The organism is Micrococcus sp. iso_26 (genome assembly GCF_056172975.1).
Genome location: NZ_CM149652.1, coordinates 1,447,231 through 1,474,225 on the forward strand (window position 1 = coordinate 1,447,231; position 26,995 = coordinate 1,474,225).

Annotated in this window: 21 protein-coding genes, 5 pseudogenes and 1 other annotated feature; of the genes and pseudogenes, 10 read left to right on the forward strand and 16 right to left on the reverse strand. The window is 70.5% G+C overall.

From position 1 onward, the window contains the following. Window position 1: 1 nt before the first annotated feature. Together AC0VX0_RS06605 and AC0VX0_RS06610 are read right to left on the reverse strand one after the other, a co-directional pair. Complete coding sequence (locus AC0VX0_RS06605; protein ID WP_036316682.1) at window positions 2–1,414, reverse strand: class II 3-deoxy-7-phosphoheptulonate synthase; 1,413 nt, start codon at window positions 1,412–1,414, stop codon at window positions 2–4. A gap of 71 nt (window positions 1,415–1,485) precedes the next feature. Beyond that, window positions 1,486–2,193: a lysophospholipid acyltransferase family protein gene (locus AC0VX0_RS06610; protein ID WP_098092486.1), complete on the reverse strand. Its 708-nt coding sequence runs from the start codon at window positions 2,191–2,193 to the stop codon at window positions 1,486–1,488. Between the two features lie 68 nt (window positions 2,194–2,261). Between AC0VX0_RS06610 and AC0VX0_RS06615 the strand changes: the two genes are divergently transcribed. Next, window positions 2,262–3,032 carry an alpha/beta hydrolase gene (locus AC0VX0_RS06615; RefSeq protein ID WP_060974301.1) on the forward strand — a complete coding sequence of 257 codons (771 nt, stop codon included), beginning with the start codon at window positions 2,262–2,264 and terminating at the stop codon, window positions 3,030–3,032. A gap of 114 nt (window positions 3,033–3,146) precedes the next feature. Next, the gene (locus AC0VX0_RS06620; RefSeq protein ID WP_129866927.1) at window positions 3,147–4,982 is read left to right on the forward strand and encodes an AMP-dependent synthetase/ligase; all 1,836 of its coding nucleotides are present in this window, start codon (window positions 3,147–3,149) and stop codon (window positions 4,980–4,982) included. 63 nt (window positions 4,983–5,045) lie between these two features. On the opposite strand, the gene AC0VX0_RS06625 is transcribed toward AC0VX0_RS06620, so the two are convergent. The 8 genes from AC0VX0_RS06625 to AC0VX0_RS06660 form a co-directional block, all read right to left on the reverse strand. Beyond that, window positions 5,046–6,509, reverse strand: a complete 1,464-nt coding sequence (locus AC0VX0_RS06625) for a mycothione reductase (RefSeq protein ID WP_101966009.1) — start codon at window positions 6,507–6,509, stop codon at window positions 5,046–5,048. Window positions 6,510–6,591: 82 nt separating this feature from the next. After that, window positions 6,592–10,110: a pyruvate carboxylase gene (locus AC0VX0_RS06630; protein WP_101966010.1), complete on the reverse strand. Its 3,519-nt coding sequence runs from the start codon at window positions 10,108–10,110 to the stop codon at window positions 6,592–6,594. A 111-nt stretch (window positions 10,111–10,221) separates the two neighbouring features. Beyond that, complete coding sequence (locus AC0VX0_RS06635) at window positions 10,222–10,785, reverse strand: MerR family transcriptional regulator (protein ID WP_101966011.1); 564 nt, start codon at window positions 10,783–10,785, stop codon at window positions 10,222–10,224. 211 nt (window positions 10,786–10,996) lie between these two features. Then, window positions 10,997–11,512, reverse strand: a complete 516-nt coding sequence (locus AC0VX0_RS06640; protein WP_221845011.1) for a bifunctional nuclease family protein — start codon at window positions 11,510–11,512, stop codon at window positions 10,997–10,999. Continuing rightward, the gene (ftsR, locus tag AC0VX0_RS06645; RefSeq protein WP_101966013.1) at window positions 11,505–12,248 is read right to left on the reverse strand and encodes a transcriptional regulator FtsR; all 744 of its coding nucleotides are present in this window, start codon (window positions 12,246–12,248) and stop codon (window positions 11,505–11,507) included. Before ftsR ends, AC0VX0_RS06640 begins: the two co-directional genes overlap by 8 nt. A 12-nt stretch (window positions 12,249–12,260) precedes the next feature. After that, window positions 12,261–12,686 (reverse strand): FHA domain-containing protein, encoded by a 426-nt coding sequence (locus AC0VX0_RS06650; protein ID WP_002854606.1) that lies wholly within the window; start codon window positions 12,684–12,686, stop codon window positions 12,261–12,263. A gap of 101 nt (window positions 12,687–12,787) precedes the next feature. Beyond that, on the reverse strand, window positions 12,788–13,174 hold the full coding sequence (gcvH, locus tag AC0VX0_RS06655) for a glycine cleavage system protein GcvH (protein WP_070708890.1): 387 nt from the start codon (window positions 13,172–13,174) through the stop codon (window positions 12,788–12,790). An 85-nt stretch (window positions 13,175–13,259) separates the two neighbouring features. Beyond that, on the reverse strand, window positions 13,260–14,795 hold the full coding sequence (locus tag AC0VX0_RS06660) for a peptide MFS transporter (RefSeq protein ID WP_083325300.1): 1,536 nt from the start codon (window positions 14,793–14,795) through the stop codon (window positions 13,260–13,262). Between the two features lie 100 nt (window positions 14,796–14,895). Between AC0VX0_RS06660 and AC0VX0_RS06665 the strand changes: the two genes are divergently transcribed. Beyond that, a complete protein-coding gene (locus tag AC0VX0_RS06665; protein WP_043278777.1) occupies window positions 14,896–15,417 on the forward strand; it encodes an adenine phosphoribosyltransferase in 522 nt (173 codons plus the stop codon). A 287-nt stretch (window positions 15,418–15,704) separates the two neighbouring features. Next, a protein-coding gene (locus AC0VX0_RS06670; RefSeq protein ID WP_206400145.1) for an IS3 family transposase occupies window positions 15,705–16,855 on the forward strand; the annotation gives its coding sequence in 2 pieces (ribosomal slippage) (window positions 15,705–15,975 and window positions 15,975–16,855; 1,152 coding nt in all). Window positions 16,856–16,867: 12 nt separating this feature from the next. Here the strand turns inward: AC0VX0_RS06670 and AC0VX0_RS06675 are convergent. Together AC0VX0_RS06675 and AC0VX0_RS06680 are read right to left on the reverse strand one after the other, a co-directional pair. After that, window positions 16,868–17,230: pseudogene (locus AC0VX0_RS06675) on the reverse strand (transposase); the annotation flags it as partial. Window positions 17,231–17,371: 141 nt separating this feature from the next. Continuing rightward, on the reverse strand, window positions 17,372–18,514 hold the full coding sequence (locus AC0VX0_RS06680) for a calcium/sodium antiporter (protein WP_043282823.1): 1,143 nt from the start codon (window positions 18,512–18,514) through the stop codon (window positions 17,372–17,374). A gap of 172 nt (window positions 18,515–18,686) precedes the next feature. Here AC0VX0_RS06680 and AC0VX0_RS06685 point away from each other — a divergent pair. Then, a pseudogene (locus tag AC0VX0_RS06685) lies at window positions 18,687–18,884 on the forward strand (IS1380 family transposase); the annotation flags it as partial. Here AC0VX0_RS06685 and AC0VX0_RS06690 read toward each other — a convergent pair. Beyond that, window positions 18,882–19,776 (reverse strand): IS5 family transposase gene (locus tag AC0VX0_RS06690; protein ID WP_136940265.1). Its coding sequence is split into 2 segments (ribosomal slippage): window positions 18,882–19,418 and window positions 19,420–19,776, totalling 894 coding nucleotides; the frame shifts between segments, so codons are not numbered across the junction. The pseudogene AC0VX0_RS06685 and the gene AC0VX0_RS06690 overlap by 3 nt on opposite strands. A 46-nt stretch (window positions 19,777–19,822) precedes the next feature. Between AC0VX0_RS06690 and AC0VX0_RS06695 the strand changes: the two are divergent. After that, window positions 19,823–20,961, forward strand: a pseudogene (locus AC0VX0_RS06695) (IS1380 family transposase); the annotation flags it as partial. Between the two features lie 7 nt (window positions 20,962–20,968). Here the strand turns inward: AC0VX0_RS06695 and AC0VX0_RS06700 are convergent. Beyond that, window positions 20,969–21,409: pseudogene (locus AC0VX0_RS06700) on the reverse strand (ISL3 family transposase); the annotation flags it as partial. Window positions 21,410–21,546: 137 nt separating this feature from the next. Here AC0VX0_RS06700 and AC0VX0_RS06705 point away from each other — a divergent pair. From AC0VX0_RS06705 to AC0VX0_RS06720, 4 genes and pseudogenes are all read left to right on the forward strand, one after another. Then, complete coding sequence (locus AC0VX0_RS06705; protein ID WP_100057176.1) at window positions 21,547–22,830, forward strand: IS256 family transposase; 1,284 nt, start codon at window positions 21,547–21,549, stop codon at window positions 22,828–22,830. 62 nt (window positions 22,831–22,892) lie between these two features. Further along, the gene (locus tag AC0VX0_RS06710; protein ID WP_036315702.1) at window positions 22,893–23,225 is read left to right on the forward strand and encodes a DUF3024 domain-containing protein; all 333 of its coding nucleotides are present in this window, start codon (window positions 22,893–22,895) and stop codon (window positions 23,223–23,225) included. Between the two features lie 44 nt (window positions 23,226–23,269). Further along, a complete protein-coding gene (locus AC0VX0_RS06715) occupies window positions 23,270–23,467 on the forward strand; it encodes a hypothetical protein (protein ID WP_010078466.1) in 198 nt (65 codons plus the stop codon). A 59-nt stretch (window positions 23,468–23,526) separates the two neighbouring features. Continuing rightward, a pseudogene (locus AC0VX0_RS06720) lies at window positions 23,527–24,470 on the forward strand (IS3 family transposase); the annotation flags it as partial. Beyond that, window positions 23,826–23,960 (forward strand) — a sequence feature (AL1L pseudoknot). It overlaps the preceding pseudogene by 135 nt. Before the next feature lie 118 nt (window positions 24,471–24,588). Here the strand turns inward: AC0VX0_RS06720 and istB are convergent. Together istB and AC0VX0_RS06730 are read right to left on the reverse strand one after the other, a co-directional pair. Further along, window positions 24,589–25,374: an IS21-like element helper ATPase IstB gene (gene istB, locus AC0VX0_RS06725; protein ID WP_010078636.1), complete on the reverse strand. Its 786-nt coding sequence runs from the start codon at window positions 25,372–25,374 to the stop codon at window positions 24,589–24,591. After that, window positions 25,371–26,894, reverse strand: a complete 1,524-nt coding sequence (locus tag AC0VX0_RS06730) for an IS21-like element ISMlu14 family transposase (protein ID WP_031943827.1) — start codon at window positions 26,892–26,894, stop codon at window positions 25,371–25,373. The genes istB and AC0VX0_RS06730 overlap by 4 nt, the downstream gene beginning before the upstream one ends. Window positions 26,895–26,995 lie beyond the last annotated feature (101 nt).

Sequence of the window (26,995 nt, forward strand, 5' to 3'; positions counted from 1 at the left end):
GTCAGGCCCGCGGCGCGCGGCGCTCGGGGTGGGAGAGGGCCTCGGTGACCTTGAACGCCATCTCCAGGGACTGCTGGTGGTTCAGCCGCGGGTCGCACAGCGTCTCGTAGCGGGCGTCGAAGTCGGCCTCGTTGATCGGGTCGGAGCCGCCCAGGCACTCGGCGACGTCGTCGCCGGTCAGCTCGACGTGCATGCCGCCCGGGTGCGTGCCGAGCTCGCGGTGCACCTCGAAGAAGCCGCTGACCTCGTCCATCACGTCCTCGAACCGGCGGGTCTTGTAGCCGTTGGCCGCGGTCACGGTGTTGCCGTGCATGGGGTCGGTGACCCACACCGGCTCCAGCCCCGCGTCCCGGACGCCCTCGACGATGCCGGGGAGCACGTCCCGGATCCGCTCCGCGCCCATGCGGGTGATGAAGGTCAGGCGGCCCGGCTCGCGCTCCGGGTCCAGCCGCTCGGCGAGCTCGAGCGCGTCCGCGACCGTGGTGGTCGGGCCGAGCTTCACGCCGATCGGGTTGCGGACCCGGGAGAGGAAGTCGACGTGGGCGCCGTCCACCTGGCGGGTGCGCTCGCCGATCCACAGGAAGTGGGCGCTCGTGGCGTAGGGGTCGCCGCTGCGCGAGTCCACGCGGGTCAGGGCGCGCTCGTAGTCGAGCAGGAGCGCCTCGTGGGCCGAGTAGAACTCGGTGCGGCGCATGGCCTCGAAGTCCACGCCCGCGGCGTTCATGAAGCGGACCGCGCGGTCGATCTCGGCGGCCATCTCCTCGTACTGGGCGTAGGCCGGGTTGGCCATGAAGCCCTGGTTCCACTGGTGCACGCTGCGCAGATCGGCGAAGCCGCCCTGGGTGAAGGCGCGGACCAGATTCAGGGTGGAGGCGGAGGTGTGGTACGCCTGCACCATCCGCCGGGCGTCGTGCCGGCGGGCCTGCTCGGTGAACTCGTAGCCGTTCACGATCTCGCCGCGGAAGCTGGGCAGCGTGACGCCGTCGCGGGTCTCCGTGTCCGAGGACCGCGGCTTGGCGAACTGGCCGGCGATCCGGCCCATCTTCACGACCGGCATGGAGGCGCCGTAGGTCAGCACTGCGGCCATCTGCAGGATGGTCTTCACCCGGGCGCTGATCCGGTTGGCGGTGGACCCGGCGAACGTCTCGGCGCAGTCGCCGCCCTGCAGGAGGAACGCGCGGCCCTGGGCGACGTCGGCCAGACGGGCGCGCAGCAGGTCGACCTCGCCCGCGAAGACGAGCGGGGGCAGGGCGCTCAGCTCGGCGACGGCGGCGCGGTGGTCGGCCTCGTCCGCCCAGGACGGCGCCTGTGCGATCGGCAGCGAGCGCCAGTGGTCCAGGCCGGGGATGTCGGCGGCGCCCTCCGAGATGGCGGTGCCGAAGGCCAGGATCTTCTCGCGGGGGTCTTCAGTCATGCACACCAGGCTAGGGGCCGCGTGCCGCGCCCCGGTCTGGGCGTCCCCGGATGACGACGCGCGGGCCCCGCTCAGTCGCCGGCGCGCGGCGGAGCGGCCACCCGGCCCGCCTTCACGTCCGCCGCGTAGGTGTCCACGTATTCCTGGCCCGACAGGCGCCGGATGGCCTCCATGATCTCGTCCGTCACCTCCCGCAGCACCCGGCGGTCGTCGGCTGCCGCGGCACGGCCGGAGAAGTCCAGCGGCTCGCCGAAGATCATGCCCAGGCGCCGGATCCGCGGCAGCACGTGGCCGATCGGCTGGACCCGGTCCGTGCCGATCATCGCGATGGGCACCACGGGCACGCCCGAGGCCAGCGCGAGCTTGGCCACGCCGATCTTGCCGCGATGCAGCCGCCCGTCCGGGCTGCGGGTGCCCTCCGGGTAGATCCCGAGCAGCCGGCCCTCCCGCAGCGCCGCGAGGCCCGCGTCCAGCGAGCGCAGGGACGCCTCTCCGCCGGAGCGGTCCATGGGCAGCTGGTTCGCGGCCTCGAAGAACCGGCGGGTGACCCACCCCTTCACGCCCGGGCCGGTGAAGTACTCGTGCTTGGCCAGGAAGTGCACCTGGCGGTCGAGCATGGCCGGCATGAACACCGAATCCGAGACGGACAGGTGGTTGCTGGCCAGGATCGCCGGGCCCTCGGCCGGCACGTTCGCGAGGCCCTTCACCCAGGGGCGGAACAGCAGGCGGGTGGCCGGAGCCACGGCGAACGTCTTGGCGGACCAGTAGAACGTGGACACGAGGGCCTTCCGGTCGGGGCGGTCGGGTGCCTGCCCATCGTACGGTCCGCCTGCCTTACCCTGGGAGCATGCCCCGCCCCGTCGCCGTCGCCCCCGAAGACCTGCCCCTGCGCCTCATGCCCGCCGCTCCCGCCCGGCGCGACCACTGCGTCGTGCTCCTGCACGGGTTCACCTCGACTCCGGCCTCCGTCCGCGCCTGGGCCGAGGGGCTCGCGGCAGGCGGCTCCCCCGTGAGCGTGCCCCTGCTGCCGGGGCACGGCACGCGGTGGGAGGACCTGGCCGCCACGGGTGCGGACGAGATCCGCGCCGCCGTCCGGGCCGTCGTGGACCTCGAGCTCGCCCGACACGGCCGCGTGGTCATGGCGGGCATCTCGATGGGCGGCGCCCTCGCGCTCGACGCCGCGGCCCACCGACCCGTGGCCGGCGTGCTCGTGGTGAACCCCGCGCTGCGCTTCGCCAGCCCCCTCGCCCCCTTCGCCCCGTTGCTGGCCCCGTTCGTCCCCACGGTCGCCCCGATCGCGGACGACATCGCGGACCCGACGGCACGCGAGCGCGCCTACCCCCGCACGCCGGTGGCCGGCGTCGCCGCCGTCGGCCGCATCCAGCGGGCCGCCCGCCGCGCCCTGCCGCGGATCACCGCTCCCGTGACGGTCTACCGGTCCGCCCGCGACGCCGTCGTGCCCGCCTCGAGCCACCGGACCCTGGTGCGGGGCCTGCGCCAGGCCCCCGTGGAGGTGGTGGGACTGCCCCGCAGCCGCCACGTCGCCACGCTCGACCACGACCTGCCGCTGCTGATCGACCACGGCCGGAGCGCGGTCGCCGCCATGACGACGCACTGAGTCGCGCCCGGACCCTGCCGCTGCCGGTTGTAGAGTGTGCGTGACACGACTCACACATACTTCCGTTCCGCCGACCACCGGTCGGCGGGACCGACCCAACGCCCGAGGAGTCCCATGCACGAGATCAGCGAGCCGTACCACCCCCGCCTGTCCCCGGAGGCGAACATCACGGACTTCCTGGAACGCCAGGCCACGGAGCGTCCCGACCACGGCCTCTTCGCGGTGCCCGACGCGCAGGACCAGTGGACGGACGTCTCCGCCCGGGACGCCCGCGAGCGCGTGCGGGCCCTGGCCAAGGGGCTGATCGCCGCCGGGATCCAGCCCGGGGAGACGGTCGGGCTCCTGGCCTCCACCCGCCTGGAGTGGACACTGGTCGACTTCGCCATCTGGTATGCCGGCGCGGTCACCGTGCCCGTGTACGAGACCTCCTCCGTCAGCCAGGTGTCCTGGATCATCGAGGACTCGCACGTGCGCGCCGTCGTGACCGGGAACGAGAACCTCGCCAAGACGGTGCGGGACGCGGTGCAGCGCGAGGGCCTGCCGGAGCTGATCGGCCTGTGGACGATGGACCCGGCCGACGGCGCCCCCGGCTCCGGTCTCGAGGCGCTCGTCGCCCTGGGCACGGACGTCACCGATGAGGAGCTCGAGACGCGCCGGTCCTCCGCCGGCCTGGCCGACCTGGCGACCATCATCTACACCTCCGGCACCACGGGCCGGCCCAAGGGCTGCGAGCTCACGCACGAGAACTTCGCGGAGCTCGTCAACCAGACCCTGTCCTCCTCGCTCGGCGACGTCGTCCGCCAGGACACCTCCACCGTGCTGTTCATCCCCCTGGCGCACGTGTTCGCGCGCTTCGTCTCGGTGCTCACCGTCGCCGCGGGCGCACGCTGCGGGCACGTCTCGGACATCAAGCGGCTCTCGGTCTCGCTGCAGACCTTCCAGCCGAGCTTCGTGCTGGCCGTGCCGCGCGTGTTCGAGAAGATCTACAACGCGGCGCTGCTCAACGCGCAGAGCGGCGGCAAGGAGAAGATCTTCCGCCGTGGCGCGGACGTGGCGATCCGCTGGTCCCGGGCGCTGGACTCGGGCCAGATGACGGCGCCCCTGCGGCTGCAGCGCGCGTTCTACTCCGCGCTGATCTACCGCCGGATCCGGACGGCCATGGGCGGCCGGCTCGCGTACGCGGTCTCCGGCGGCGGCCCCCTCTCCACCGACCTGGCGCACTTCTTCCGCGGCGTGGGCGTGACCATCCTCGAGGGCTACGGCCTCACCGAGACGACGGCCCCCATCACCGTGGGCCGGCCGGACCGGCTGAAGATCGGCACGGTCGGACACCCCCTCGGCGGCAACCAGGTGCGGATCGCCGAGGACGGCGAGATCCTCACGCGCGGCACCTCGCTGATGCGCGGCTACCACAACCGGCCGGAGGCGAACGAGGAGGCCTTCGAGGACGGCTGGTTCCGCACCGGCGACCTCGGGGCCCTGGACGACGACGGCTTCCTCACGATCACCGGCCGCAAGAAGGAGCTGCTGGTGACGGCCGGCGGCAAGAACGTGGCACCGGCGATGCTTGAGGACGCGATCCGCAGCGACGCGCTCGTCTCCCAGGTGATGGTGGTCGGCGACGGCAAGCCCTTCATCGCGGCGATCGTCACCCTCGACACCGACACCCTGCCCGCGTGGCTCGCCGCGAACGGGCTGCCGAAGGACCTCGACGTCGCTGCGGCCGCACGCGAGGACGCGGTGCGCCGCCACATCCAGGAGGCCGTGGACAAGGCCAACAGCCTGGTCTCGCGCGCCGAGGGGATCCGGGAGTTCCGCATCCTCGACCGCGACTTCTCCCTGGAGGAGGGCCATGTGACCCCGTCCCTGAAAATGCGCCGGTCGGCGATCATGAAGGACTTCGTCGCGCAGATCGCGGACATCTACGGGGAGCCCGCCCCGCAGAACTGAACGCCCCCTTCGACGACGGCGCCCGGCCCCCGCGGCCGGGCGTCGTCGTCCCCGCGGGTCCGGTCAGAGCAGACCGGAGTCCGGCACGTCCAGGCCCAGCAGCGCGTTCTCGACGACCTCGGTGAGGGCCGGGTGGGGCCAGTACTGGCCCCGCGCGAGCCGGTGGGCGTCGATGCCAAACGCCATGCCGGTCACGAGCGGCTGGATGAGGTTCGCGGCCTCGTGCCCCAGGATGTGCCCGCCCAGGATCCGTCCCGTGGCCTTCTCCGCGACGACGGTGCACACGCCCTCGGTGTCCTCCATGGCCCAGCCGTAGGCGACGTCCCCGAAGGACTGGGTCTTCACCGTGATCGCGTCCGCGCCGTAGTCGGCGAGCGCCTGCTCCACCGTGAGCCCGACGGAGGCCGCCTGCGGATGGGTGAACACGGCCGCCGGCACGGGGCCGAGCGTGTTGGCGCGAAGGTCGTCCGGATGCTCCAGGTTGTGCGCGACGACGCGGGCCTCGTGGTTGGCCACGTGCTTGAGCTGCCACGTGTTGGCGACATCCCCGAGCACGTAGACCCCCTCCACCGGAGCACCGTCGGAGAGTGCGCGCTGATGCTCGTCGCTGGCCAGGACGCCGCCGTCGGTGACGTCCAGTCCCGCGGCGGCGGGGTCGAGGCGGTCCGTGTTGGGCGTCCGGCCGACCGCGATCAGCACCGCGTCCGCCTCGATGGCCTCCTCCACGATGCCGGTCTGCTCCTGGCCCTCCGCGCGATCCAGGTGCGCCCGGACCCAGCCGTCCGCGGCCCGCTCGGCGTCCTCGACCGGTTCGATCCCGGCCGGGGTCCACCCCGTGCGCAGGTCCCACCGCCGGGCCGCGATCTTCGTGAACGTCGTGGACACGGACATGTCGTGCTGCTTGAGCAGCCGGTGGCCGCGGTTGACCTGGACGACCTCGGTCCCCAGCCCGGCGAAGACGGAGGCGAACTCGCAGGCGATGAACCCCCCGCCCACCACGAGCAGCCGCCGCGGCAGCCGATCCATCCGCATCACGGTGTCCGAGGTGTGCACCGACGGCAGGTCCAGGCCCGGGATTGCCGGGAGGGTGGGCCGCGACCCCGCGGCGACCACCACCTGGTCCGCCGTGATCTCCCGGCCCGAGGCGGTGCGCACGCGGCGGGGGCCGACGAAGCGGACCTCCTCCTGGATCACGCTCGTGTAGTCCAGATCGTCCCGGCGGTAGCGGAGCCCGTCGCGGCTGATGCCGTCGATGCGCGTGAAGATGCGGTCCCGGATGGCCGGGAAGTCGGCGCCCGTGAACTCCAGCCCCACCCCGAGGCTCCGGGCCTCGGGGGGCAGTGCGGCCAGGCCGGCCGGGTAGGCGTACATCTTGGTGGGGATGCAGCCGACGTTCAGGCAGGTGCCGCCGAACGTGCCGGAGTCGGCGATCACGACGCTCCGGCCCTTCCAGTGTTCGCTGATCAGGGAGTTCCCCGATCCGGAGCCGATGATGAGCAGGTCGTGGTGTTCAGCAGGGGTGTCCATGCCCTCCAGGATAGGCGCGGGCCCGGACGCGATGGCGTCCGGGCCCGTGGGGCGGCCCGCCGGCGGCGGGCTCACGCGGGGCTCACTCGATCACGAGCAGCAGGTCTCCGCCGTTGACGGGCGTGACGCCCTCCGTGACCACGCGGCGCACGGTGCCCGCGGCCTGGGCCGTGATCGCGGCCTCCATCTTCATCGCCTCGATCGTGGCCACCGCCTGGCCGACCTCGACGGCGTCGCCCTCGGCCACCTGGACGGTGACCGAGCCCGCGAACGGGGCGGCGACGTGTCCGGGGGTGCCGGGGTCCGCCTTCTCCGCGGTCCGCACGGTGGACTCGATCGAGCGGTCCCGGACGGTCATCTGGCGCAGCTGACCGTTCAGGGTGACCATCACGGTGCGCATGCCCTTCTCGTCCGGCTCGGAGACGGACATGAGGGTGGCGAGCAGCCGCACACCGCGTCCGAGCGAGATGACGTGCTCGCGCCCGGGGACGAGGCCGTAGAGGAAGTCGCGGGTGTGCAGTGTGACGGTGTCCCCGAACTCCTCGCGGTGCGCCTCGAACTCCTTCGTGGGGCCGGGGAAGAGCAGGCGGTTCAGCACCGCGCGGCGGGTCTGTCCGGCCTCGGCGAGGGCGGTCGAGTCCTCCGCGGAGATCTCCACCATGCCCGCGCCCTCGCGGCGACCCTGGAGGGCCTTGGTCCGGAAGGGCTCCGGCCAGCCGCCGGGCGGGTCGCCGAGCTCGCCGCGCAGGAAGCCGATCACGGAGTCCGGGATGTCGAACTCCTGCGGACGCTCCGCGAACTCCTTCGGGTCCACACCGGAGCCGACCAGCTGCAGTGCCAGATCGCCCACCACCTTGGAGGACGGGGTGACCTTGACGAGGTGGCCGAGCAGGTCGTCGGCCGCGGCGTACATCGACTCGATGGCCTCGAACCGCTCCCCCAGGCCGAGGGCGATCGCCTGCGTGCGGAGGTTGGACAGCTGGCCGCCCGGGATCTCGTGGTGGTACACGCGGCCGGTCGGGGCGGGCAGCCCCGCCTCGAAGGGCGCGTACGCCGAGCGGACGGACTCCCAGTAGGGCTCCATCGCGGTGGCGGCCTCGAGGCCGAGCCCGGTGTCCCGCTCGGTGTGCTCGAGCGCCGCGACCAGGGCGGACAGCGGCACCTGGCTGGTGGTGCCCGCCATGGACGCGGTGGCCGCGTCGACGGCGTCCACGCCGGCCTCCGCCGCCGCGAGCAGGGTGGCCAGCTGGCCGCCGGCGGTGTCGTGCGTGTGCAGGTGCACGGGCAGGTCGAACTCGGCGCGCAGGGCGGTGACGAGCTCGCGCGCGGCGGCGGGCCGCAGCAGGCCCGCCATGTCCTTGATCGCCAGGACGTGGGCGCCGGCGTCGACCATCCGGCGGGCGAGGCCCAGGTAGTAGTCGAGCGTGTAGAGCGTCTCCTTCGGATCCGTCATGTTGCCCGTGTAGCACAGGGCCGCCTCGGCCACGGCGGTGCCCGTGGCACGCACCGCCTCGATGGCCGGGGTGATCTGCTCGACGTCGTTGAGGGCGTCGAAGATGCGGAACACGTCGACGCCGGACGCCGCGGCCTCGGCCACGAACGCGTCCGTCACCTTGGTGGGGTACGGCGTGTAGCCCACCGTGTTGCGGCCGCGCAGCAGCATCTGGATCGGGATGTTCGGCAGCTCCGCGCGCAGCAGCTCGAGGCGCTGCCACGGGTCCTCGTGGAGGAAGCGCAGCGCGACGTCGTACGTCGCCCCGCCCCAGGCCTCCACCGAGAGCAGCCCCGGCAGGGTGTGCGCCACGGCGGGGGCGGCGGCCAGGAGGTCGCGGGTGCGGACGCGGGTGGCCAGCAGGGACTGGTGGGCGTCGCGGAACGTGGTGTCCGTGACGGCCAGCGCGGTCTGCTCGCGCAGGGTGCGGGCGAAGCCCTCGGGGCCCTGCTCCAGCAGCACCTGACGCCAGCCGTGCGGGGGCGCCGCGTCCTCGTTCCGGCTCGGGCCGTCGAAGGGCGAGCGGTCCGGCTCCTGGTGCTTGTCGCCCGGGTGCTCCGGGAGGCGGTCGCGGGGGTCGATGCCCTCGATGCGCGGGCCGTGCGGCTGGTTGACCGTGACGTCCACGAGGTACTGCAGGGCCTTGGAGCCGCGGTCCTGGGAGCGGTTCACCGTGGCCAGCTCGGGGTGCTTGTCGATGAAGTCCGTGGCGACGTCGCCGCTGACGAACTGCGGGTCGTCCATCACGTTCATCAGGAACGGGATGTTGGTGGCCACGCCGCGCACGCGGAACTCGGCCAGGGCGCGGCGCACGCGGCGCACGGCCGTGGCGTAGTCGCGTCCGCGGCAGGTGAGCTTGACCAGCATGGAGTCGAAGTGAGGGCTGATCTCCGCACCGGCGTAGATGGTGCCGCCGTCGAGGCGCACACCGGAGCCGCCGGCCGAGCGGTAGGCGGTGATGGTGCCGGTGTCCGGGCGGAAGCCGTTGGCCGGGTCCTCGGTGGTGATGCGGCACTGGATGGCGAAGCCGCGGACCTGGAGGGCGTCCTGGGTGATGCCCAGCTCGGGCAGGGTGGCGCCGGCGGCGATGCGCAGCTGCGCGCCCACCAGGTCCACGTCCGTGACCTCCTCGGTCACGGTGTGCTCCACCTGGATGCGGGGGTTCATCTCGATGAACACGTGCTGGCCCGCACGCTCGCCCGCCGTGTCCACGAGGAACTCGACGGTGCCCGCGTTGACGTACCCCATCTCCTTGGCGAAGGCGACGGCGTCCCGGTGCAGGGCCTGCCGGATCTCCTCGTCCAGGTTCGGAGCCGGGGCCATCTCGATGACCTTCTGGTGGCGGCGCTGGAGCGAGCAGTCCCGCTCGAAGAGGTGCACGACGTTGCCCTCGCCGTCGGCGAGGATCTGCACCTCGATGTGCCGCGGCCGCAGGACGGCCTGCTCGAGGAACACGGTGGGGTCGCCGAAGGCGGTGTCCGCCTCGCGCATCGCGGCCTCGAGGGAGCCGCGCAGGTCCTCGCGGCGCTCGACGCGGCGCATGCCGCGGCCACCGCCGCCGGCGACGGCCTTGACGAAGATGGGGAAGCCGATCTCCTCGGCTTGCTCCAGGAGCCACTCGACGTCGGCGCTCGGGTCCGAGGAGGCCAGGGTGGGGATGCCCGCGCGCTTGGCCGCGCGCAGGGCCTCGACCTTGTTGCCGGTCAGCTCGAGGACGTCGGCGGGCGGGCCGACGAAGGTGATCCCGTTCTCAGCCGCGGCACGGGCCAGGCCGGCGTTCTCCGACAGGAAGCCGTAGCCCGGGTAGATCGCGTCGGCCCCGGCGTCCTTCGCCACGCGGATGATCTCGTCCACGTCGAGGTAGGCGCGCACGGGGTGGCCCTCCTCGCCGATGCGGTAGGCCTCGTCCGCCTTCTGGCGGTGGATCGAATTGCGGTCCTCGTAGGGGAAGACGGCGACGGTGCGGGCGCCCAGCTCGTAGCAGGCGCGGAAGGCGCGGACGGCGATCTCGCCGCGGTTGGCCACCAAGACCTTGGAGAAGACGGCGCCGGCTCCGGTCGACCCGGCCGCGTCCTCTGGAGGGGTGAAGTTCTCGACAGGTGCGGTCATGGTTGGGAGTGTGTCACACCGCGCCGGAGTTCCGCCTCATGTCGCGCACAGTCACCGCTGCGAGACGAAAGATGACTGACTCGGCCCTCCGGGGCGCCCCGGGGTGGAGGGTCAGGCGGAGCGGCGGGCCCGACGCCGCCCGGCCAGCTCGTTCCCCGGCTCGGGGGCGCCGACCACGCTCTCGCGGGGCAGCTCGGCGAGGCTGCCCTCGACCTCGCGCCACACGCGGCCGACGGCGATCCCGAAGACGCCCTGGCCGCCCTGGACGAGGTCCACGACCTCGTCCGCCGAGGTGCACTCGTACACCGAGGCGCCGTCGCTCATCAGGGTGATCTGCGCCAGATCCTCGACACCCCGCTCGCGCAGGTGGCCCACGGCGGCGCGGATCTGCTGGAGCGAGACGCCGGTGTCCAGGAGGCGCTTGACCACCTTGAGGACGAGGATGTCGCGGAACGAGTAGAGCCGCTGGGAGCCGGAGCCGGAGGCGCTGCGGACCGTGGGGACCACGAGGTCCGTGCGGGCCCAGTAGTCGAGCTGGCGATAGGTGATGCCGGCGGCCTTGCACGCGGTGGGACCGCGGAAGCCGACGTCGTCGCCCCGGGTCGCGCCCTCGTCGAAGAGCGTGCCCTGGGTGCCGAGCGCGGGGGGCCGGCCAGGACCTGCAGTGGGTGTCACGGGGAACCTCCTGGTGCGGGGCCCCCGGTGCGGGAAGGGGACGCGACCGTCATGTGCCGCCGGTGACCGTGGCGGCGCTCCCCGGTGACCGTGGGGAGGACGACGGAGGCGCCCCGGGTGGCGGGGCCCTCTTCCCCTCGAAGGTACGCGCGGGTCCGGGGGCGGTCAACGAAGCTGGCGGCGAGGCCGCGCCGTGTCGCCCCGGCTCCGCTCAGGCGAAGTCCTCGGGGCGCACCGTGTCCAGGAAGTCGCGGAAGTCCTCGACGGCGCGCTCCTGGCCGGCGTCCTCCTCCCCCGTCCGCGCCGGCATGCCGGCGTCCGCGAGCACGGCGGGGCTGCCCAGCACGGGGGCGTCGGCGCGCAGGGCGACCACGACGGCGTCCGACGCGCGGGCGTCGACCCGGGCGCCCGTGGAGAGCACGAGCTCGGCGTGCACGACCTCGTCCCGGACCTCGGTGAGGCGCACCCGCACGACCTCGGCGCCCAGGGCGTCGACGGCGGCCAGGAGCAGCTCATGGGTGAGGGGCCGGGGCGCGCGGACGTCCTCGAGTGCGAGCGCGGCGGCGGCGGCCTCGGGCGCGCCCACCCACAGCGGGACCATCGTGCGGCCGGGCGGATCCACCAGCAGGATCACGTGGTGCTGCTCGGGCAGCTCGACGCGCACGCCGAGCACGGAGAGCGGCACGTCGCCGACCTCGTCGGCGGGCACGGGGCGCGGTTCAGTCATCCCACTGCTCTAGCCCCTCGGCCACGAGGGCCGCATGCAACCGCAGGCTGGCCTGCGCGATCTCCCGTGCCGAGCGGGCCACGCGGGGGCGGGTGCCGGCGTCGCGGCGGGCCTGCAGCGGGGCGACGGCGCGCTCCACCAGGCCCAGCTCGCGGTCGGCGGCGGCCCGCAGCGGGCGCAGGTGCCGCGGCTCCAGGCCGTGGCCCGCGAGCACGACGGCGGCCCGGGCCACGTCCATCGCGTGGCTCGGGTAGCCGCCGTCGGGATCGACGGGCAGGAGCGAGTACTGGTCCAGCTCGGACAGCAGCTCCTCGCCCGCACCGGATTCGGCGGCGAGCTCGGCGCGGGTCCACGACCGGCGGCCCCCGGCGACCTCGCGGCCGAGCCGCTCCGCGTCCGAGGACGCCGGGGCCGCCGCGGTTCCGGGCAGGCCGGTGGGGCGTTCACCGCGGTCCAGCGCGGCCAGGTGGTCGGCGATCACCTTGAGCGGCAGGAAGTGGTCGCGCTGCAGGGCGAGGACGAACCGGAGCCGGTCCACGTCCTCGGGCCGGAAGCGCCGGTAGCCGGCGCTGGTCCGCTCGGGCAGCACGAGGCCGCGGTCCTCCAGGAAGCGCACCTTGGACGCGGTGACGCCGGGGAATTCGACTTCGAGGGAGGCTACGACCTCGCCGATGCCCAGCCGGCCCGCAGGGCGGGCGGTGGGGACGGCGCCGGGGCGCGGGCGCGGATCGGTCACGAGGATGACGGCTCAGCCCCGCGCCGGCCCGGCGTAGTACGTGAGCCGGTACTTGCCGATCTGCACGTGCATCCCGGAGCGCAGCAGGATCTCGTCCACGCGGTCGTGGTTCACGAAGGTGCCGTTGAGGGAGTTCAGGTCCACGAGCCGGTGGCCGCCGTCCTCGGCCCGGAACTCCGCGTGACGACGGGAGACGGTGACGTCGTCGAGGAAGATGTCCGCGTCCGGGTGGCGCCCCACGGAGACCACGTCCTCGTCCAGCAGGAAGCGGGCCGACTGGTCCGGGCCCTCGTGGGCGAGCAGCAGCGCGGAACCGGCCGGGAGGGCGCGGATCGCGTCCGACTCCTCACGGGTGAGGTCCGCCGAGACCAGCGGCGCCAGCTCGGTGAGGTTGATGGCGGAGGTGGACAGGTCCGGTTCACGTCCGGGCTGGTTCATGGGGTGCTCCTGTGCGGGGGCCGGCGCCGCGGCGCCGGAGGGAGAGACGAAGGGGACGCCGTCGCCCCGCCAGCCAGCGGCGGGGCGACGGCGGACGGGGCTCAGCTGGTGTGCGAGGCGTAGCCCTCGGCGTCCATGAGGCCCTCGAGCTGGGCCTCGTCCGCGAGGGTGATCTCGAACAGCCAACCGCCCTCGTAGGGGGCGGAGTTGACCAGGCCGGGCTCGCCGTCGAGCTCGTCGTTGACGGCGGCCACGGTGCCGGAGACCGGGGCGTAGATGTCCGAGACAGACTTCGTGGACTCGACCTCGCCCACCGCGGTGCCCGCGGTGACCTCGGTGCCGACCTCCGGCAGGTCCACGTACACGACGTCACCCAGCGCGTCCTGGGCGAAGTCGGTGATGCCCACGCGGACCGTGCCGGCGGCACCGGCCTTGGCGATCCACTCGTGCTCGGCGGAGTACTTCAGGCCTTCGGGGATGGAGCTCATGGAGTGCGCGTCCTTTGCGTGGTCGGGAGTGATGACGTCGTCTCGCAGACTACCGAGCGGCGCGTGATTCGCGCCACTGGCGCGCTCAGAGCACGCCGCGCATGCCGCGACGCACCGGCTTGGCGATGGCCAGCACGAGCAGGCCCACGCCGAGGGTGACCGCGCCGATCACGCCGAAGTAGCCCACCTCGTTCTCTTCCGAGTAGGAGCCGGCCAGGGAGCCTGCCAGGGCCGTGCCCAGGGCGACGGACAGGTTGTACAGCGACACCATCATCACCGGGTAGCTGCGCGGGGCGACCTTGGTGGCCAGGGAGAGGCCCACCGGGGAGACGAGCAGCTCGCCCATGGTGCAGACGAAGAGGATCAGCGTCAGCCACAGCAGCGGCACGGCGACGACGTCGGCCACCGGGATGAACAGCAGGAAGGCGATGCCGATCAGGACAATGCCGATGCCGAACTTCACCGGGGTGGCGGGCTGGCGGGTGCCCAGCTTGGTCCACAGCGCGGCGAACACGGGGGCGAACACGATGATGAAGATCGGGTTGATGGAGTTGACCCACTCCATGGGCATGAGCCAGCCGAACAGGTTCCGGTCGAGGCGGTTCTCGGAGTACAGCGCGATCACGGTGAACTGCTGCTGGAAGAGGGCGAAGAACACGGACGTGCCGATGAACAGCGGGATGAACGCCTTCACGCGCGAGCGCTCCTCCTCCGTGACCTTCGTGGAGGTCAGCAGGACGGCGAAGATCGCGATGGCCGCGACGGCGGCGAGCACGACGACGGCGTCGGAGAGGTTGCCCAGGGTGACGACGCCCGTGAGGAACAGGGCCACGACGACGGCGACCATCCCCAGACCGATCAGGCCCCAGCGGCCGTACTGCGACCGCGGCAGCGGGTCCGGGACCCGGTGCACGTCCGTGGGCAGGTTCTTGCGGGTCAGGGCGTACTGCGCCAGGCCGATGGCCATGCCGGCGGCGGCGAGGCCGAAGCCCACGTGGAAGCCCATCGTGTCGCGTGCCAGGCCGGTGAGCAGCGGGCCGAAGAGGGCGCCGATGTTCACGCCCATGTAGAAGATGGAGAAGCCGGCATCGCGCTTGGGGTCCTCGCGGGAGTACAGGGAGCCGACGAGGTTCGTGGCGTTGGCCTTGAGGCCGCCCGAACCGACGGCGACGAGCACGAGGCCCAGGGTCAGGCCCGGGACGCCCGGGACGAGGGCCAGCGCGATGTGGCCCAACATGATCCCGACGGCGCTGACGAACATGGTGCGCTCGGAACCGAGCAGGCGGTCGGCGACCCAGCCGCCGAGGATGCAGAACACGTACACCATGCCGCCGTAGGCGCCGACGATGCCCGTGGCCACGGCCGGGTCGATCCCGAGGCCGCCCTCCGCGGCGGTCCAGGACATGTAGTACACGAGCATCGCCTGCATGCCGTAGAAGGAGAAGCGCTCCCACAGCTCCACGGAGAACAGGTTCGCCAGCGGGCCGGGCTGGCCGAGGAACGGGCGGCCGCGCCAGTCGGGGGTGGCGTCGTCGGGACGGGTGGCCGTCGACGCCGCCACGCGGGCGGACGGCTCGACGTCGGGCACGCGGCCCGCGAGAGGATTCTGGGGATTTTCCACCGATCTACTGTCCTCCTCCGAGGGAGCCAGGGCAAACTCCCTGCCCGGTGACGCCGATCACATCCGCGGCCCGGGCGGCGTACGTCCTAGAGTGGAGGCCGTGTCCGTCACCTCCGAGATCGCCCGTGCCCGCTCGCTCATCCGTGTGGTCCCCGACCATCCCAGCCCGGGCGTGGCCTTCCAGGACATCACGCCCCTGCTCGCCGACGCCCGCGCCCTGAGGGAGTGTGTTGAGGCCCTGGTGGCGCCGTTCGAGGGGCGGTTCGACCTCGTGGCCGGCCTCGAGGCCCGCGGGTTCCTGCTCGCCGGGGCGGCCGCCGTCCTGACAGGCACCGGCCTCGTGCCGCTGCGCAAGGCCGGGCGCCTCCCGGCGCCCGCAGCCCGCGCGGACTACACGCTGGAGTACGGGACCGCGAGCATCGAGGTCTCCGAGGACCTGCGGGCCGGGTCACGGGTGCTCCTGCTCGACGACGTCCTCGCCACGGGCGGCACCCTCGCCGCCGGCCGACGGCTCATCGAGGCACGGGGTGCGGAGGTGGTGGGCGCGGCCTGCCTGCTGGAACTCAGGGCCCTCGGCGGCCGGGCCGTCGTGCCGGACACGCACGTGCTGTTCGCAGCCTGAACCGCCCGCCCGACCGACGGGGAGTGGCGGCAAAGGTGGCCCGGCCCCGGGTACGACGAAGCCGGAGCCCTGCGCTGCAGGACTCCGGCCTCGTGAATGTGGTCGGGCTGCTGCGAAACTACTGCCAACAAGCGCGGAGAACCGCGGAACTGGCCGAGCTCCTGGCCACGGCACGCGAGTCGACGCGGAGCCCGGGCGACCGCCTGGGCTGACCCCGTTTCGTAGGTCCAGTCGTTATGAGAGTCGTCCTGTTGCCCGCGGTCGCGGGCAGGGAGACTGGTCAGATCATGACGAACAGCAGGAAGCGTCACACCCCCGAGCAGGTCGTCCGTAAGCTCGGGCAGGCCGACAGGATGCTCGCCGATGGTCAGGACGTCGCGGCGGTGTGCCGGGAGCTCGGGGTGTCCGAGCAGACGTACTACCGGTGGCGGAACCAGTACGGCGGCCTCAAGGCCGACGACGCAAAGCGCCTGAAGGAGCTGGAGAAGCAGAACGCGACCCTGAAGCGTCTGCTCGCGGAAGCGGAGCTGGAGAAGGCCGCGCTCAAGGAGCTGGCTGAGGGAAACTTCTAAGCCCGGACAGGCGCCGCGCCGCCGTCGATCACCTCAAGCGCAAGTTGCGGGTGAGCGAACGGATGGCGTGCCGTCTGGTCGGGCTGAGCCGCTCCGCGTACCGGCGACCGCTCAAGGGCGACACGGTCGCGGACCCGGATCGGGCGCTCAGGAAGTGGCTGCGCGCCTGGGCGAAGGACCATCCCCGCTACGGGTATCGGCGGGCGTATCACGACGCCCGCGCCGAGGGGTGGGTGGTGAACCACAAGAAGATCCAACGCCTGTGGCGTGACGAAGGGCTCCGGGTCCCGCAGCGGCGTCGACGCAAGCGCGTCGGGTCCTCGACCGTCGACGCGCCGACGGCGGACGCGCCGAACGTGGTGTGGGCGGTGGACTTCCAGTTCGACGCCGACGAGCACGGACGACCGATCAAGATCTGCTCGATCGTCGACGAACACACCCGGGAGTGCATCGGCGGGCTCGTGGAGCGCTCGATTACCGCCGACCGACTCACCGCCCACCTCGAGGACCTCGTCGCCGCCCGGGGCGCCCCGGCGGTGCTCAGGTCGGACAACGGGCCGGAGTTCATCAGCGAGGCGATGGCCGACTGGGCCGGCACCCGCACCGGCCTGTCCTACATCCCTCCGGGCTCGCCGTGGCGCAACGGGTACGTCGAGTCGTTCAACAGCCGGATCCGCGACGAGTGCCTCAACATCAACAGCTTCTACTCGCTGCTGCACGCACAGGTCATCATCGGCGACTGGAAGGACGAGTACAACCACCACCGCCGGCACTCCTCGCTCGGCTACCTAACCCCAGCCGAGTACGCTCGGCAGTGCACCCATCAAATGGAAACCGACGACTCACAGAACGTCCGGACCGAATGAAGGGGGCGGCTCACGGCCCTGAGCGTCGGGAGAGTTCGCCATGCGTTCAACGGTCGGGTCTGCGGCCTCCAGACGCAAGCGACCCGCGATCTCGTTCGGCATCCATGACGCTGCGAGGTCGGCGTTGACGCGGGCCTCGAGTACCGGGTCCTTTGCCACTTTCCGGACCTGTGGGCGAGAGCGCTGGCGTTGCGCTTTCACGTCCGCGGTCACGGCTTGATAGCCGCGCGTCTTCGTCGAGTTCGGTCGAAGCTCTCTGGAGACCACCGAAGGGCATCTACCCAGGTGAGACGCGATCTTCCGGACTCCCCACCCGGCCTTCGATCCCGTCGAGATCTCCATCCGCTCCGTGAACGTGAGTCGCCGCCGCACCATCCCAGGCCTCCTCGCCTCGAGCCCCCACCGACCGGGAGTGTTGCTACGACGCTATGACACCACCAACCGACAGTCATCTCTTGCCGATTTACATTCAGCCGACGACCTGAATGAAGCCAGCAGCCGAATGCACTCGACGGTCTACGTCGAAGTCGTGGTCTGGTCCAGGTCTCGGCGTCCCTTGCGGAGCCCGATTTCGTAGGCTGTAAAGGAAATGAGCGTCAGTGCGATTAACGGCAGCACGAACCACGCCATGGCTACGGTGAATCCCTCCAGTGCATCGTGCGCTGTGGCAGCCAGCACAAGGTATCCGGTGTAGGCGGCGTACAAAACCACGAACAAGCCGCCCTCCCAACGCGCCACCGCGAAGCCCGTGAACGCGATCGGCAGTAGTGCCACTGCGGCCGCCAGCATTACTGGGATATCGAAGGCCACTGCGGCGCCGGATACGGGAATGCCCTCAAGAGAGATGAGCGCGGTTAGTCCTAGCACTACCCCTATGTTGAAGATATTGCTGCCGACCACGTTGCCCACCGCTAGGTCGCGTTCACCGCGACGCACGGCAATGATGGACGTCGCCAGCTCGGGCAGCGATGTCCCGACAGCCACAACGGTCAGTCCGACCACGAGGCTGCTTACGCCCAACGTGGTGGCTATGTTCACTGCTCCTTCCACGAGCAGCGTGGCACCGGCGACCAGCAACGCGACCCCCAGCAGCACAAAGAAGAGCGACCTGCTGACCGAGGCGCCTAGCGCAGCCCCTTCCTCGTCGGCTGGATCGACGGTTGCCGAATCTCCTGTCCCTTCCCGGGCATTCACCGCGGTCTTGGCGTCCCGCCGACTAATCACCACGGACATTATGGTGTGGACCACCACACCGAAAAATAGTATCAGCCCGTCCACCGCACTGATCCTCCCATCCAGGGACACAAGGAGCAGTAGAACTGACAAGACGACCATCAGGGGCAGGTCAAAGCGGATCAGCCTCCGCTTTACAGCGAGGGGAACGACCAGCGCGGACAGTCCCAGGATGAGCAGGACATTAATGATGTTGCTGCCAACCGCATTGCCCACGGCAAGCCCCGGTTCATCACGCAGTACAGCACCGACGCTCACTGCGAACTCGGGTGCCGACGTCGCCGCTGACACTACGGTGAGACCGATCACCAATGACGAAATCCCGAAACGTCCGGCCAGTGCTGACGCCCCACGCACCAAAAATTCCCCACCCAAGACCAGCAGCACCAGTCCGGCCACGATCCGTCCAATATCAAGCGCATCCATGAGTAGGAGTGTACGGACCACAGTTCAGGCCCTGCCACGAGCACCCGCTGACCTCGAGATTTCACTGGGGTGTGGTCTCGACGGGTGGGCGTCATAGAGAAAGGTGCTCCTGGCCTGGGATGATACGGGGTGTCGAGTCTCGTAATCCCTGGCCGGAAGGAGCACCTTTCAGGTGTCCCACCCTACCGTGTTCTTCTACCCCCGCCCGCGTGTGGACGTCGCTGAGGTCCCGGCGGCCTCGCATGCGGGCGCGGTGCTGCTGACCGACACGATCCACGCCACCGGCCTCGCCTCTTCGCTGCGTGAAGCGTTGGGTTCATGGACGAAACCGCTGGCCGAGCATCACGCCTCCAAGGTCCTGCTGGACCTAGGGCATGTCTGACAATCGTTTTGACCATGCGAGCACAGCATTCAGGACCACAGCGGCCCTGTAGATGATCGCGTACTTGTCATACCGGGTCGCCAGACCCCGCCACTGCTTCAGGTGAGCGTACTGACGCTCGATGACGTTGCGGCCCTTGTAGGCGTCCGCGTCGAGGCTGACGGGGCGCCCGCCGCGGGCACCGCGCCGTCTGCGGTGGCCCTGCTGGTCGGCCGGTTCGGGGATGACCGCTTTGATCCCACGGGCACGTAGGTGAGTGCGGATCGCCCGGGAGGAGTACGCCTTATCGCCCAGCACCGCCGCAGGGCGGGTCCGGGGCCGCCCTACTGGCCGGGTCACGCGCAGCTGCTCCAGAAGAGGAAGCAGCATCGGGGAGTCCCCTGCCTGGCCGGGGGTGATCAGGCTGACCAGCGGCAGCCCGGTCCCGTCCACGAGCTGATGGATCTTCGTGCTCAGCCCGCCACGGGAGCGCCCGATGCCGTGATCGGCCGGCTCCTCACGCGGATTCTTGTAGTTCGACCCATCCCCCTGTGAGGCGGGTGATGTTCGTCGCGTGCTGATGCGCGCGGGCGATCGTGGAGTCCACCGAGACCGACCAATCGATCAGGCCTTCGGCGTCAGCGGCGGCGGTCAGCGTGGCCAGCACCGTGTCCCATGTGCCTTCTTCGGCCAAGCGCCGATGCCAGGTCCACACGGTCTGCCAGGGCCCGTAGACCTCGGGCAGATCCCTCCAAGCGATTCCGCACCTGTATCGGTAGATGATCGCCTCCACCATGGTGCGGGCGTCGGCGAACGGCCTGCCGGCGCGGCCGGTCCGGGTCGGGAGCATCGGGGCGATCAACTCCCATTGGGCGTCGGAGAGCATCTGGAACCGGGACATGTCCCCAGGGTCTCAGCTGACTCGTGCATCTATTCTCAGACACGCCCTAGCGATGACTCTCGCGGTGGGCGGGGAGGTCGCCCGTGACACCGACCTGCTGCGGTGCGAGCCGGGCCTGTTCGGTGACGTCGCCTCGGCCCCAACGATCTCCCGCACGCTCACCACCCTCGCTGAGGACGCGCCCGCCGTGATGACCGCGATCGCCAGGGCTCGCAGGACCGCGCGCGAGCAGGCCTGGGCCCTGGCCGGCGAGCATTCCCCGGCCGAGGGGACGAGCGCGAAGACCCCGCTGGTCATCGACCTCGACGCCACCCTGATCAACGTCCACAGTGAGAAGGAGCAAGCCGCCCCGACGTTCAAACGCGGCTTCGGCTACCACCCTCTGTACGCGTTCCTGGACCACGGCAGCGAAGGAACCGGGGAACCGCTCGCGATCCACCTTCGCCCCGGCAACGCGGGCTCGAACACCGCCAGCGATCACATCGCCGTCACCCGTCTGGCCCTTGCGCAGCTCCCACCGGCCCTGCTGGGCCGGGGCGGGCGGGGATCGAAAAAGGTCCTGATTCGCACCGACGGGGCCGGCGGCCCCAAGGACTTCGCGGGCTGGCTGGAGCGGCAGCGTCTGGCCTACTCAGTCGGGTTCACCCTCCCCGCGAACACTCCTGACCTGTTGGAACGTATTGATGAGGCGAAGGCGTGGACTCCTGCCTACGACACCGACACCGAAGGGATCCGCGATGGGGCATGGGTCGCGGAACTGACCGGACTACTGGACCTGCCCGGGTGGCCCCCGGAATGCGGGTAACCGTAAGGAAGGAACGCCCCCACCCCGGAGTGCAGCTACGGATCACCGATCACAAAGGGATGCGGATCACTGCGTTCGCGACCAACGCCCCACGCGGCCAGCTTCCAGTGCTGGAGCTGCGTCACCGCCGCCGCGCGCGCTGCGAGGACCGGATCCGCAACGCCAAGGACATGGGCCTGATGAAGTTCCCGCTGCAGGGATTCGCGCAGAACCAGGTCTGGTGCCAGATCGTCCAGCTCGCCGGCGTCATCGTCGCCTGGATGCAGGCCATCGCGCTGGCCGGCCATGATGCACGTCGCTGGGAGCCCAAACGGTTTCGCGCACGGTTGTTCGAGATCCCCGCGACCATCGTGCGCCGCTGTCGGCACAAGATCCTGCATTCGAGGCTCATCGCATTTGAGGGTGTAGCAAGGGTCTGAAGCCGCCTGATTCGAGGAGGCTGCGGGCGATGTAGTTGGTGAGGTTGCGGAAGCCGAGGGCGGAGCCGCGCAGGTGTTCGAGCCGGCCGTTGATCGCCTCCGTCGGACCGTTGCTGGTGCCCAGTCGCTCGAAGAACGCCAGCACGTCGGCGGCGCGTTTGGTCAGTGTCCGGCCGAGCTTGCCCAGTTCCTCGAGGGTGTCGGGGACCTTCTTGCTCAGCGCCGCGATCACCTTCTCCATCTTGGCCTTAGCCTTTGCGCGGTCGAATTCTCGATACGCGGCGACCATGGCCTGGTAGATCTCCCAGGCCGCTTCGACCGCGGCGTGCTTCTCGTGGGCGAAGAGGACGCTGAGGTGTTCTTTTTGGCGGTCGGTCAGCAGGCTCATCCCGGTGTGGAGGGTGCGGCGCAGTTGCGTCCGGCAGAGTGGTGTACGAATCCCGCAGCACGTTGACTCCGGTTGGCGTGTCGACCGCGAAGTAGAAGCGGTCACCGCGGGAGGCTTTCGAGGAAACTCTCACATCCCACTCGAAAGGGACACCCGCGATGACCGCTCCCCACGATATCGACCCCCAGGCGTTTCTGTCCGATCTGCTCACCCAGGCCTCGCCGGACTTGATGCGTCAGATGCTCACCACCTTCATCAATGCCCTGCTGTCGGCCGAGGCTGACAGCGTGTGCGGCGCCGCCTACGGCGCCCGCTCGGATGAGCGCACCAACCGGCGTAACGGCTACCGGCACCGGGACCTGGACACCCGCGCCGGCACCATCGACGTCGCGATCCCGAAACTGCGCGAAGGCACCTACTTTCCCGACTGGCTCCTGGAGCGGCGCCGCCGCGCCGAGGCAGCGCTGACCACGGTGGTCGCCACCTGCTACCTGCTCGGCGTCTCCACCCGCCGGATGGACAAACTGGTGCAGACTCTCGGCATCACGGGCCTGTCGAAATCGCAGGTCTCAGAGATGAGTAAAGACCTGGATGCACCGGTCGAAGCGTTCCGCACCCGGCCGCTCGATGCTGGGCCGTATCGGTTTGTCGCCGCCGACGCGCTCGTGCTCAAAGTGCGTGAACACGGCCGGGTCGTCAAGGTCGCCGCCATGGTCGCCACCGGCATCAACAACGACGGCTACCGCGAGATCCTCGGCCTGCAACTGGGCACCGCGGAGACCAGGGAGGGGTGGCTCGGGTTCTTCCGTGATCTGGCTGCCCGCGGCCTGTCGGGGGTGGAGCTGATCACCTCCGATGCCCATGCCGGGCTGGTCGAAGCGGCCGGGGCGGTGTTCGGGACGGCGCAGTGGCAGCGCTGCCGCACCCACTACGCGGCCAACCTGATGGCGGTGTGCCCGAAGTCGCAGTGGCCCGCGGTGAAAGCGCTGCTGCACAGCGTCTACACCCAGCCCGACGTCGAGGCGGTGATCGCCCAGTACGAGCACATGATCGACAGCCTGGCCACCCATCTGCCGGCCGCTGCCGAGCACCTCGAGGGCGCCCGCGATGAGGTGCTCACGTTCACGAAGTTCCCGAAGGAGGTGTGGAAGAAGATCTGGTCGAACAACCCGAACGAACGGCTCAACAAGGAGATCCGGAGACGCACCGACGTCGTCGGCATCTTCCCCAGCCGAGTCGCGGTGATTAGACTCCTCGGCGCGGTGCTGGCCGAGCAGCACGACGAATGGACCGAATCACGGCGCTACATGAGCCTGGAATTGCTGACCGCGACCGACACGATGCTCGCCGAAGCAGCCGCGAAAGCCGCGGCTGAACAAGCCGCCCTACAGGTCAGCGACACCATGACCGACGACCCCGGCCACGCGGCACTCGCCGCCTGACAACCCACCCGACCACGAGGAACCCGACAAAGCCTCGATACACCACTCAAAAGGACTTGACCATGGCTATGCCCGAGACCGACCTGCTGCGCATCGGCCGCTGGTGCCGTGAACGCGTGCCCGAGCACCTGTGGGATCAGGTGAGAGTAGAAGCCGAGATCGCCGACCGGCACGTCACGATCATCGAGACGCGGCCGCCGTGGGACGGGCAGGGCGACTGGACGCGGTTCCCGGTCGCGCGCCTGCGATACACCGTCAAGACCGGCCAGTGGAGCATCTACTGGCGTGACCGGCACATGAAGTTCCACGAGTACACGAAGAGGCGCCCGACGAAGAACGTCCAGAGTCTGCTCGACTACATCGGCAGCCACCAGGATCCGATCTTCTGGGGCTGAGAGCTCCCACGGCCGTGTCGGTACTCACCGCTACGGTCGGGAGTATGAGCGAAGAGCAATGGGATGAAGCGGCCTTCCGCGCATCGATCCCGGCCGCGCGCGAGAAGGTTGAGTTTGCCGCAAGGTTCTGCGAGATCGGCCCCTCACAGCCCCGCTGGGATAGTCACCGTCCCGTCGTCGAGTTGATCTTCTATCTCTGCAAGCTCGACTACGACATCAAGGTGCTCCTGCTGCCTTCCTGACCGATTGAAGCGCCCTGGGTTTGTTGGAGACTCCTGACCTTGGAAACGAGGATGGAGTTATGCCGAAAGAGCAGACAGCGGGGAAGCCGACGACGCGTCGGTATTCGCCGGAGGAGAAGGCCGCGGCGGTCCGGATGGTGAGGACGCTGCGTGCCGAGCTGGGGACCGAGCATGGGACCGTCAATCGGGTCGCGACGCAGCTCGGGTACGGGGTCGAGTCCGTGCGGATGTGGGTCAAGCAAGCCGACATCGACGACGGCGTCACCTCTGGCGTGAGCAGCGCTGAGGCGCGGCGGGTGCGTGAACTGGAGCAGGAAGTCCGGGAGTTGCGGCGGGCCAACGAGGTCCTCAAGCGTGCTGCGTCTTTCTTCGGGGCGGAGCTCGACCGCCACTACCGGAAGTAGTCGCGTTCATCGACGCGAACAAGGATGACCTGGTCGACGCTCGCCGGCTCGGAGTCGAGCTCATCTGCAGGCTGCTGCAGGTGGCTCCGAGCAGCTACTACGCCGCCAAGACCCGCGCCCCCTCGGCTCGCGCGGTGCGGGACGAGGAGCTGATCCCGCAGCTGGTCGAGCTCTAGGAGACGAACTACCGCGTCTACGGGGTCAGAAAGCTCTGGAAGACCGCGCGTCGCGCCGGGATCGACATCGGCCGAGATCAGACGGGCCGGCTCATGCGCGCCGCAGGGATTAAGGGCGCGACCAGGTCGAAGCGGGTGAAGACGACCCGGCCAGATCCGACCGCGGCGCGGCACCCGGACCTCGTGAAGCGGGAGTTCACCGCGCCTGCCCCGAACCGGCTCTGGGTCACCGACCTGGCGTTCGTGCCGACGTGGGCCGGCGTCGCGTACGTCTGCTTCATCGTCGACGCGTTCTCCCGGATGATCGTCGGGTGGCGGTGCGCGTCACACATGCGCACCGAGATGGTCCTCGACGCGATCGAGATGGCCCGCTGGTCCCGCGGCGCTCGCCACGAGGACCTGCGCTGCCACAGCTGTCAAGGGCCATTGAGTTCTGCCCATAGGCGGCCAGTGTTTCTTCCCGCTGGTGGCCATCAGAACTGCCCACTGGTGGCCAGCTGGTTTGCCCGTTTGGGTGGTGGTGCTGGCCACCGTGATGGGATCAGTTCAGTGGCATGACTCCCTTCCCGGCCATTGCCTGGGTCATCCGTACGGAGTCTCCGGTGGTCTGGCACACGTGGGCGTGGTGCAGGAGCCGGTCCACGGTGGCGGTGGCCAGGGTCTTGGGCATCAGCTCGTCGAAGCCGGCCGGGTGCAGGTTCGAGCTGATCGCTACGGAGCGTTTCTCGTAGGCGGCGTCCACGATGCGGTAGAGGCCCTCGGCGGCATCGTCGGCGACCGGCAGCAGGCCGATGTCGTCGATGACGATCAGGTCGGCGCGCAGGATTCGGGCGACGGCTTTGGTGATGGTGTCATCGGGCCGGTGGGCCCGGATCATCGCCCCGAGGTCCTCCAGGGTGAACCAGGCCACCCGCTTGCCCTCCTCCACGGCCTGCTGGCCCAGGGCCTCGAGGAAGAAGGTCTTGCCGGTGCCGGAGGGCCCGCAGACCACGAGGTTCTCTCTGCGCGAGAGCCATTCCAGGGTGCGCAGGGACTGCTGGGTCGGGGCCGGGATCGAGGAGGCGCCCGGATCCCAGGTCGTGAAGGTCTTGCCGGTGGGGAACCCGGCGGCCTTGCGCCGGGCGGCGAGCATGGATCGGGCCCGACCGGTGGTCTCCTCGACCAGCAGGGCCTTGAGGACCTCGGCCGGCTCCCAGCGTTGGGCCCGGGCGGTGGCCAGTACCTCGGCGGCGATACCGCGGGCGTGGGGCATCTTCAGCTGCCGCAACAGCGCCTCCAAATCGGCCGGCAGCGCCGGTGCGGCGGTGTTCGGGGTGTGGATGCTCACCGGGCTGCCCCCTCGGTGTTGGAGGTACCGAGGCCGGCCCAGCCGGCGGTGCCCTGGGTCAGGGACCGTTCCTCGGTGGCGGTGTGCATCCCGGTGCGGTGGCCGGCGGCGGTGAGCAGGGAGGCCAGGTCGCCGTGGGCGAAGCGCTGGTGCACCGCGGCCACCCCGAGGGCGCGGTCGACCTGGTCGGTGCCGGCGAGCTTGGCCAGGGTGACGGCCTCGGCCATCTTCTGACCGATCCGGCTGGTGCCGGCCGCGGCGGCCTCCACCAGCCAGGTCCTCGCTCCGGCCCCGATGGCCAGGAACTCGGCCTCCGCCGCCGAACGGGGCACCGGGGTGTAGTCCCCGGGCACCTTGTCCGTCTCGTGGCCGGGGAAGTGCGCGTCGTCGATGGCCGGGGACCCGGGCCGGGCCACCCGGTGCCGGGCGACCTCCACCGGCCCCTGCGCACCGGCGTGCATGATCACCACCATCGAGTCCGGTCCGGTGCCGTGATGGCGCACGAACACCTCGGCCCCGAGCAGGTGCGCGGGCACCGAGTACTGGGCGTTTTCGAAGGAGACCATCGGCGTGTTCTCCGGCACCTTCCGTCCCACCCCGTAGGCCACGGTGTGCGCCGTGGCGGGGATCCGATGCAACGCGCTGGTCTCCTCGGCGAGCATGTGGTCCGGGCGGCGCCGGGTCACCCGGTGCTCCCGGGAGTTCACCATGGCCATGAACCCCGCGCAGGCGGCCTCGAGCTCAGCGAACGAGGCGTACTGGTCCCGCAGGTTGGTGTCCTTCGGGACCAGGTCGGCCTTGGCCAGCTTCACCGCGTTCTCCACCCCGCCCTTGGCGGCCGGATCCGCTGGCTGGCAGGTCAGCACCTCCACGCCGTAATGCCGAGCGAACGCCACGGTGGCCTGGTTACGCACCGGCACCCCGGCCACATGAGAGACCGTCACTGTCTTCTCGTTATCCGTCAGCACATAGGTCGGCGCGCCCCCGATCAGCCGGAAGCACCGGTCCAGGGCGGCGAACACACTCGGAGCCGTCCTATCACGCAGGGCGATGACGATCCGGTAGCGGGACCAGGCCAGCCAGGCCACGAACAGCACCGTCTTGGCCCCGTCGATCGCCGGCCCATCGCCGAAGTCGTACTGCAGCCATGCGCCCGGCTCGGTGATCCAGGGCCGGTGCACCCGGCGCTTCCCGGCCCGCCAGGCGGCCTTCACCTCGGCCACCGCCCGCCGGGTGGAGCGCTCAGAGCCGGTGTAGCCCATTGCGGTGAGCTTGGCGTGCACGACATCGGCGCGGATCCTGCCCGTGGAGGCCTCGACCCATTCCTCGATCTTGGGCAGCCAGACATCGGTGACCTTCGGGCGGCTGGCTCCGGATCCAGGGGTCTGGCCGGCGTCGCGGGCCCGCACCAGCCGGGCCACGGTGTGATGGGAGCAACCGGCCAGCTCGGCGGCGCCCCGCAATGACTTGGTCAGGTCATAGGCACTGAGTATTTTCATGGTTTCTGCGGCATCCTTCATTCAGGGCCTCTTCCTCGCTGGATTCGATTCGACACCGATATCCAACCCGGGGAGGAGGCCCCCGCCGGCTCACGACGCGGCGGGCAACGAGCAACGCGGGC

Coding starts and splice junctions, on each gene's coding strand:
- AC0VX0_RS06605 (WP_036316682.1), bottom strand. CDS start 1,414: ATGACTGAAGACCCCCGCGAGAAGATCCTGGCCTTCGGCACCGCCATC.
- AC0VX0_RS06615 (WP_060974301.1), top strand. CDS start 2,262: ATGCCCCGCCCCGTCGCCGTCGCCCCCGAAGACCTGCCCCTGCGCCTC.
- AC0VX0_RS06620 (WP_129866927.1), top strand. CDS start 3,147: ATGCACGAGATCAGCGAGCCGTACCACCCCCGCCTGTCCCCGGAGGCG.
- AC0VX0_RS06625 (WP_101966009.1), bottom strand. CDS start 6,509: ATGGACACCCCTGCTGAACACCACGACCTGCTCATCATCGGCTCCGGA.
- AC0VX0_RS06630 (WP_101966010.1), bottom strand. CDS start 10,110: ATGACCGCACCTGTCGAGAACTTCACCCCTCCAGAGGACGCGGCCGGG.
- AC0VX0_RS06640 (WP_221845011.1), bottom strand. CDS start 11,512: ATGACTGAACCGCGCCCCGTGCCCGCCGACGAGGTCGGCGACGTGCCG.
- AC0VX0_RS06650 (WP_002854606.1), bottom strand. CDS start 12,686: ATGAACCAGCCCGGACGTGAACCGGACCTGTCCACCTCCGCCATCAAC.
- gcvH (WP_070708890.1), bottom strand. CDS start 13,174: ATGAGCTCCATCCCCGAAGGCCTGAAGTACTCCGCCGAGCACGAGTGG.
- AC0VX0_RS06680 (WP_043282823.1), bottom strand. CDS start 18,514: ATGGATGCGCTTGATATTGGACGGATCGTGGCCGGACTGGTGCTGCTG.
- AC0VX0_RS06705 (WP_100057176.1), top strand. CDS start 21,547: ATGACCGCTCCCCACGATATCGACCCCCAGGCGTTTCTGTCCGATCTG.
- AC0VX0_RS06710 (WP_036315702.1), top strand. CDS start 22,893: ATGGCTATGCCCGAGACCGACCTGCTGCGCATCGGCCGCTGGTGCCGT.
- AC0VX0_RS06715 (WP_010078466.1), top strand. CDS start 23,270: ATGAGCGAAGAGCAATGGGATGAAGCGGCCTTCCGCGCATCGATCCCG.
- AC0VX0_RS06730 (WP_031943827.1), bottom strand. CDS start 26,894: ATGAAGGATGCCGCAGAAACCATGAAAATACTCAGTGCCTATGACCTG.